Below are 5,829 nucleotides of genomic sequence, written 5' to 3' on the forward strand. Positions count from 1 at the left end.
TTATCCCGATATTTGTACCGGGGAGTCATCAGTGAAAAAAACATTGTCTCCAACCGCAATGGGCACGTGACCTTCAATTACATTGAAAGCAAAACCGGTAAAAAGCGACAGCGTACTCTTAAAGGAGAAGATTTTCTTCATCTTGTCCTGCTCCATGTGTTACCCAGAGGCTTCCGCAGGGTAAGAGATTACGGATTTCTCCATGGGAATGCAAAAAAAATGCTTTTTTTGGTGCAGCTTATTTTGCATGTTCAAATCAAAGCACCGTCTTTGCGGCCAAGACCTGCGTTTAAATGTCCATGTTGCAATACCCCCATGGTTGTACTTGGTGTACGAACGGCAACTTTTAACCCGGATTAAAGTAACTTAATTGACCAGGGTCAAAGTTGAATATTAACAATCAAAAAAGCTAAGGTGTTAATTTTATAATTGTTTTTAAACAAGCTCATCAAAAGAGCTCCGCTATAGCTGTGCCCTCTCTCCAATATGGGGGCGCATAAAAAATCCCTGCCCCCTCCTTGAAAAAAGATATTTTCTTATAGCCATCATCCCGATAATCATAGGGCTTGTTCAACAACAGGATAAGATCGTGGTTCGCTGCGCTCACACGATCTATCCTTGTTCGTTCGGTTTGATATTGAATTTTACGATTTGATTTATCATTGTCATGTCCTGTTCTGTGTTCTCTAAGTTGGTTAAACTTTACATCATAAAGAGAATAAGGCAAATTAATAGTTGCAATGTTTATCATAACAGAATATTATTATTGTCATGATACCCATAGATCTTGACATAAACATGCTGCGCTGCTTCAAGGAAGTAGCTGAAACGGGAAGCTTCACCCGGGCCGGAAATAATATCGGCTTAACACAAGCCGGTGTGAGCATCAAAATTCGCCGGCTCGAAGAACGGTTGAGCGCAAAGGTGTTTAACAGAACGAGCAAAAATATTTCACTTACCCCCGAGGGGGAAATATTACTGGACTATGCAAGTCGGATTTTATCCGTTCACGACGAAGCTGTTAGCCGGTTAACACAGCCCGAGGCGACCGGCCGCCTGCGCATTGGGCTCATGGACTATTTTTTGCCGGAACTGCTTCCCGGCCTCCTCAGTCGATTCAGGAAACAATATCCCAATGTCCACCTTGAAGTTCATAACGAGCTGGGCACCGGTCTTCTTCCCTTGTTTGAAAGGGGAGAACTGGATTTGGTGGTGGCGGGAAAAGATGACTGCCAGGGAAGCACCCGGGTTTTTATTCAAGAGCCTTTATTCTGGGTTGTGGGCAAAGATACAAACGCCTTCCTCCCTGAAACCATACCGCTTGCATTGTTCCCGTCACCCTGCCTTTTCAGAAAACTTGCCACAGAAAGCCTGGAAAAAATCCACCGGAAATGGGAGATCGTCTACACCGGGAATTCCACTGCGGGCATTCAAGCTGCCGTGCAGGCAGGAATGGGGTTTTCTGTTTTGCCCAGGGGCGCATTAAAGGACGGTATGAAAAAGGCACCCGCCCAACTGGAATTGCCAGAATTACCCATGTACGCCATGGCACTTTTCATTGATGAGCAGAAAAGAAACGACGTTAGAGATGTTTTTATCACCTACCTGGAAGCTGAACTCAACAATCGTATCCTCATCCGTACGCCAAGCTCTGGAAACCTGGGTTGAGACAGGTTCGGAACCGGTGGCAATAAACGAAAAGGCTTGCCAATGTCCGGCCTGCAAAAGAACCATAATGACCACCATGGTGCTGGACGGCTACGGAAACGTGGTGAAAGAAAACCATCCGGATACGAATGCCGAACAGATTGAAATCGCGACCGGATCACCATAAAAGGTTTTACTTTGGAGGGGATTGCAGACATCAAAAATAATCGGACCTAATCAGGGGCTCCTATCAACAATAGACATCAACTGGCAGGTTTTTAGATCCATTTTAAACCGGGCTATGGAAAGATGTTCAAGGTTCAGGTCAACACAGTATCCGCATTAACGACCAATGGCGTATTTGCTTTTATTGGACGAATGCAGGTGCGGAAAATGTGGAAATAGTTGATTACCACTGAGGAGAATTTATTATGAACGAAATTCAACCTATCACTCCTGGCGAGATCCTTTCGGAAGAGTTTCTCAAACCTATGGGGATTAGCCAATATCGTTTAGCCAAAGAAATTGACGTTCCCGCTCAGCGTATTAGTAAAATTGTCTTAGGGAAACGTTCAATCACAGCAGATACCGATTTAAGATTATGTCGTTTTTTTTGGCTTGTCCAATGGCTACTGGTTACGTGCTCAAGTAGCATACAATACTGAAGTTGCATAAACTTCCTTCAGACGGTTCTGCACGGTTCCGCCCTTGTTTTCGGCTAAGACTTGTGTTAACTGTAACTTGGTTATCAAAGGATTTTGTAGTGCGCCGCCCGGCGGGTGAAGCGCACGTTATTTACCATCTATTCCCTTTTGAACAAGATCCGCCAAGAAAACAGTGAACGGTTTTATATTTTTATCGACGCTTGCTTGCTCTAAGGAGGTCATATAATCCTTACGCTTTTCAACCGGGACAATAGTCCATGGGTAACCGCCACCGGCCAGCATGGTATTCATTGCAAATCTACCCATCCTTCCATTGCCATCAATGTAAGGATGGATATATACAAAAAAGAAATGCCCCAAGACAGCTCTTACAGCCGGTTCCTTTTCCTCCTTTAAAAGAGAGAAGTATGCCGGCATAAGATCGCTCCGAACGACTTCATACGATGGCGGAATGTGCTTTGACATTCGGATATAAACAGGTGCATTTCGATATCCAGCAAGATTTGTAGCTTCGATAAGGCCTGCAGTCACACTTGGGGCAAAAAGCTCCCGATACCATGCTGAATGATCAGAATGCATCACATCCCCAGCAGGTTCTTTATTTAATATTTTTTCTAAGCTTCTTTTTACGGCCTGGAAAGCTTGGAAATACCCCCGAGCAGCCAAGGCGTCTTTATGCTCTTTGTCCTTAGCATTGGTCTCCGGTTCCCAATTGCCGGCACAAACTTTTTCGATCAATTCTGCACTTACCTGGTACCCTTCAATGGATAACGAATGATATGCATCGCTGGTATATTTTTCTTCGACATCATCAAGATACTTGTCAGAATCAATGGGCAGGGGTGAGGGTGTCGGGAAATTATCGAGAACGACCTCTCGCATTTTCGACCAGGCCATTTGTATTCGGTTCACATATGGAGATCGTATATGAGTATCAAACAGAAAGGTTCTCTTTTCTTCGAAAGGATTGACTTCCACTACTTTATAATCGGCAGCGATCATTGTATTGATGATATCATCGGCAATGGACGCTTTACCAATATGTCGAAAGGCCCCAGCAAGCCTACCGGCCCTTGAACTATGTCCACCCTCAAGAAGCTTGTGTAGAATTTCAGAAGCATCAGAAACCATAGAGAGCGCAACTTGAATGTCTGCAGCTTGATTTTCATAGAAATTTGGCGCACAAAAAATCAGAGATGCTGATAAGGACATGATTTGCAAATTCTCTTTGTATTCCAGATCTCTTTGGTTGGGTAATTTCATTCGGAGCGCCATCAAAGAGGTTTCATGCAAGAGAGTGACCGGCTTATTCCCTCCCTGAGGTGTTTTAATGATAAGCTGTGAAGGAATCGTCCAGTCTCCACTATGGATCATCAACGACTGTTCTGCTGAAAGACACCATCGGTTATCAAATCTTGTATTTAGGTAATCAGCGCAAAACTCCCAAAATGAAGCATACCAAGCCGTGCTTTCCCCGGCTGGCTCATCTGGCTTTGAAGGGACGTACCACCCCTTCATCACCTCCTTAATAAAACCGTTTTTACGAAGGCGTTCCCGATGTGTGCGAGTCATATTCTTTGTATGAATCGCAACTAATCCTTTATCCTGAAGATCTTTTAGGATAGACAAGGACTGCGCTAATTTGTCTTGTGGTGTTGCCATTTTCTTAACCTATCTACGCTTATAATTGTTAGGTTATCACGCTAAATCTCCGTTAGGCTATTATGTCTTAGCATTGTTAGGTTATCGTGTCAATCTTTCATTAGGTTATTGCGTTGTGTCAATATTAGTCTTTCGTGTCACGACGTTATTAGGTTATTTGGTTATAAAGTTTCTTATAAAAATAGCATTATCGATAGTGGATGAAGCCAGAATCTTAGATAATTCTTCTAAAGCCAATCCATTTCAACAAATCATTGTTATGAAGTTCGGAAATTATGAACCAAAAACAGATCCCCTACCGGAGTGGGCAATGGGTCTGCTTCCAATCTAACAACAATTCAACAAGGAACATGCTATCGGACAAGCCGCAGAAGAAGTCGATCAGATACTTTCAGCCTGCAGCAATCTCAAACATTACACCCTGCTTCTTGCCGTTTACAGTGCGGACCTGCGGGTCAGTGAAGCGGTAAAACTTCAGCCGATCCACATCCAAAGATCCCGCAGGATGATACGAATCAAACAGAGTATTGGGAGGGCATGTTTACTATGCAAAGCAGCATAGTTTTTTGATCTGTCGGGGAGAGCCAGGAAATCTATTAGGCCCCCCGTTACCATCATTCCAGCCGGTATGCCAGGAATGGTGTCGTGCAGGGATTGCCATTGGCAATATATACCAATCCTTCCTCAGGTACCATGATCACAGATGCCAGGGTCTGGGAAGGAGAGAACACCGCTTCCGGGTCCACATGTGTACATAAAGATTTTGGACTGTTATTGTGATCAGTCAGTTTCTTCATCATCAGCTCCGGGGTAATCCGGCCCCAGTCCTTTTGCATAAGCACCTTGAGCCGGTTGTACCGCAGATAGGAATCCGGCCAGTATTTGGCAAAAGAATCCAGAGGTTTAAACCGATCGGTCAGATAATGGTTGGCTCGCATCATCATTCCCCTTTCAGGAAACAAGACTTCATAATTGTTGTTGGCCAGTTCAATACCGATGATCTCATCCTCAGCACTGGCCAAAACAAATCCCCCCATGTTCTGCTCCCCATTGACGAATACGGACAGTGCCCTCTCCAGCCGTTTCTGCCGCGCAGCCCGGTTCATGACAATAGACAGCGGGACTTTTTTCAAGTCCTGCCCAGGAGTTAGGGAAACGGTGAGTGTGGAGGTCAGGCCAAATGGCACTTCGTCTGGATGTCGGGTCAAAGGATATTCCCAGATACCTCCCAAACAAAGGCTGAGCTGCTCCGCTCCTCCCGGCCATGAAATCCTTAGAAGTGACATGTTCGTGCCCGGATGCCAGTCAATATTCTGCCCGATAATTGTGGTACCGTCTTTTGTGGCATCCCCTGCGGCGGCAAATGCCGTGCACATATTCGGTAACTTGTGGCAGTAAAACATCAATTCCAGCAGGGATCGCAAGGCGAAAATTTCCTCAAAGGAAATACCGGAACCTTCTGCCATACCTTCCAGCACTTCCATGAATTGGGGGTCATAAGCCCGTGCCATTGGGATTAATTTGTTGGACATTACAATGAGATCTCTTTTCTCCTTGGAAATATACTTGGCAATACCGTTAAGTTCATTATCAATGCTTGACCTCAAATCGTTTTTTATTGCTTTGCCCCAGGTATGCCCAATCTGTGTATATGTGCCCTTCAGCCGGATGATGTCCATCCTGCCCTTGTCAGCAGACCTGGCTGATATAGGATTACAAAGGATTATACCCAATGTGAAACCCATGAAAACCACACTAAACCTAAAATAAGCGTGTTTTAAACAAAAAACATCAAAAAAAAGCTCGAAATGCCTTTAATTACAGTGTATATTTGATCCACTACAAAAAAATATAA

Annotated in this window: 6 protein-coding genes; 3 read left to right on the top strand and 3 right to left on the bottom strand. The window is 44.4% G+C overall.

Annotated elements, in window-relative coordinates; translation table 11 throughout:
* A partial coding sequence (locus tag B9A32_RS20570) for a transposase (protein WP_170923942.1) occupies positions 1-360 on the top strand: 360 nt, incomplete at its 5' end.
* Positions 361-448: 88 nt separating this feature from the next.
* Here B9A32_RS20570 and B9A32_RS22000 read toward each other — a convergent pair.
* Positions 449-751 carry a hypothetical protein gene (locus B9A32_RS22000; protein ID WP_084072020.1) on the bottom strand — a complete coding sequence of 101 codons (303 nt, stop codon included), beginning with the start codon at positions 749-751 and terminating at the stop codon, positions 449-451.
* Positions 752-771: 20 nt separating this feature from the next.
* Here B9A32_RS22000 and B9A32_RS20580 point away from each other — a divergent pair, with 20 nt between their 5' ends.
* Positions 772-1,668 (top strand): LysR family transcriptional regulator, encoded by an 897-nt coding sequence (locus B9A32_RS20580; RefSeq protein ID WP_084072021.1) that lies wholly within the window; start codon positions 772-774, stop codon positions 1,666-1,668.
* A gap of 410 nt (positions 1,669-2,078) precedes the next feature.
* Positions 2,079-2,312, top strand: a complete 234-nt coding sequence (locus B9A32_RS20590; RefSeq protein ID WP_332308542.1) for a HigA family addiction module antitoxin — start codon at positions 2,079-2,081, stop codon at positions 2,310-2,312.
* 126 nt (positions 2,313-2,438) lie between these two features.
* Here the strand turns inward: B9A32_RS20590 and B9A32_RS20595 are convergent, their stop codons facing one another.
* Positions 2,439-3,974, bottom strand: a complete 1,536-nt coding sequence (locus B9A32_RS20595) for a Fic family protein (protein ID WP_084072023.1) — start codon at positions 3,972-3,974, stop codon at positions 2,439-2,441.
* A 614-nt stretch (positions 3,975-4,588) separates the two neighbouring features.
* Positions 4,589-5,719, bottom strand: a complete 1,131-nt coding sequence (locus tag B9A32_RS20605; RefSeq protein WP_332308543.1) for a C45 family peptidase — start codon at positions 5,717-5,719, stop codon at positions 4,589-4,591.
* Positions 5,720-5,829 lie beyond the last annotated feature (110 nt).

The organism is Desulfocicer vacuolatum DSM 3385 (assembly GCF_900176365.1).
In the GTDB taxonomy this organism is placed as follows: Bacteria; Desulfobacterota; Desulfobacteria; order Desulfobacterales; family Desulfobacteraceae; genus Desulfocicer; species Desulfocicer vacuolatum.

Coding starts and splice junctions, on each gene's coding strand:
- B9A32_RS22000 (WP_084072020.1), bottom strand. CDS start 751: ATGATAAACATTGCAACTATTAATTTGCCTTATTCTCTTTATGATGTA.
- B9A32_RS20580 (WP_084072021.1), top strand. CDS start 772: ATGATACCCATAGATCTTGACATAAACATGCTGCGCTGCTTCAAGGAA.
- B9A32_RS20590 (WP_332308542.1), top strand. CDS start 2,079: ATGAACGAAATTCAACCTATCACTCCTGGCGAGATCCTTTCGGAAGAG.
- B9A32_RS20595 (WP_084072023.1), bottom strand. CDS start 3,974: ATGGCAACACCACAAGACAAATTAGCGCAGTCCTTGTCTATCCTAAAA.
- B9A32_RS20605 (WP_332308543.1), bottom strand. CDS start 5,719: ATGGGTTTCACATTGGGTATAATCCTTTGTAATCCTATATCAGCCAGG.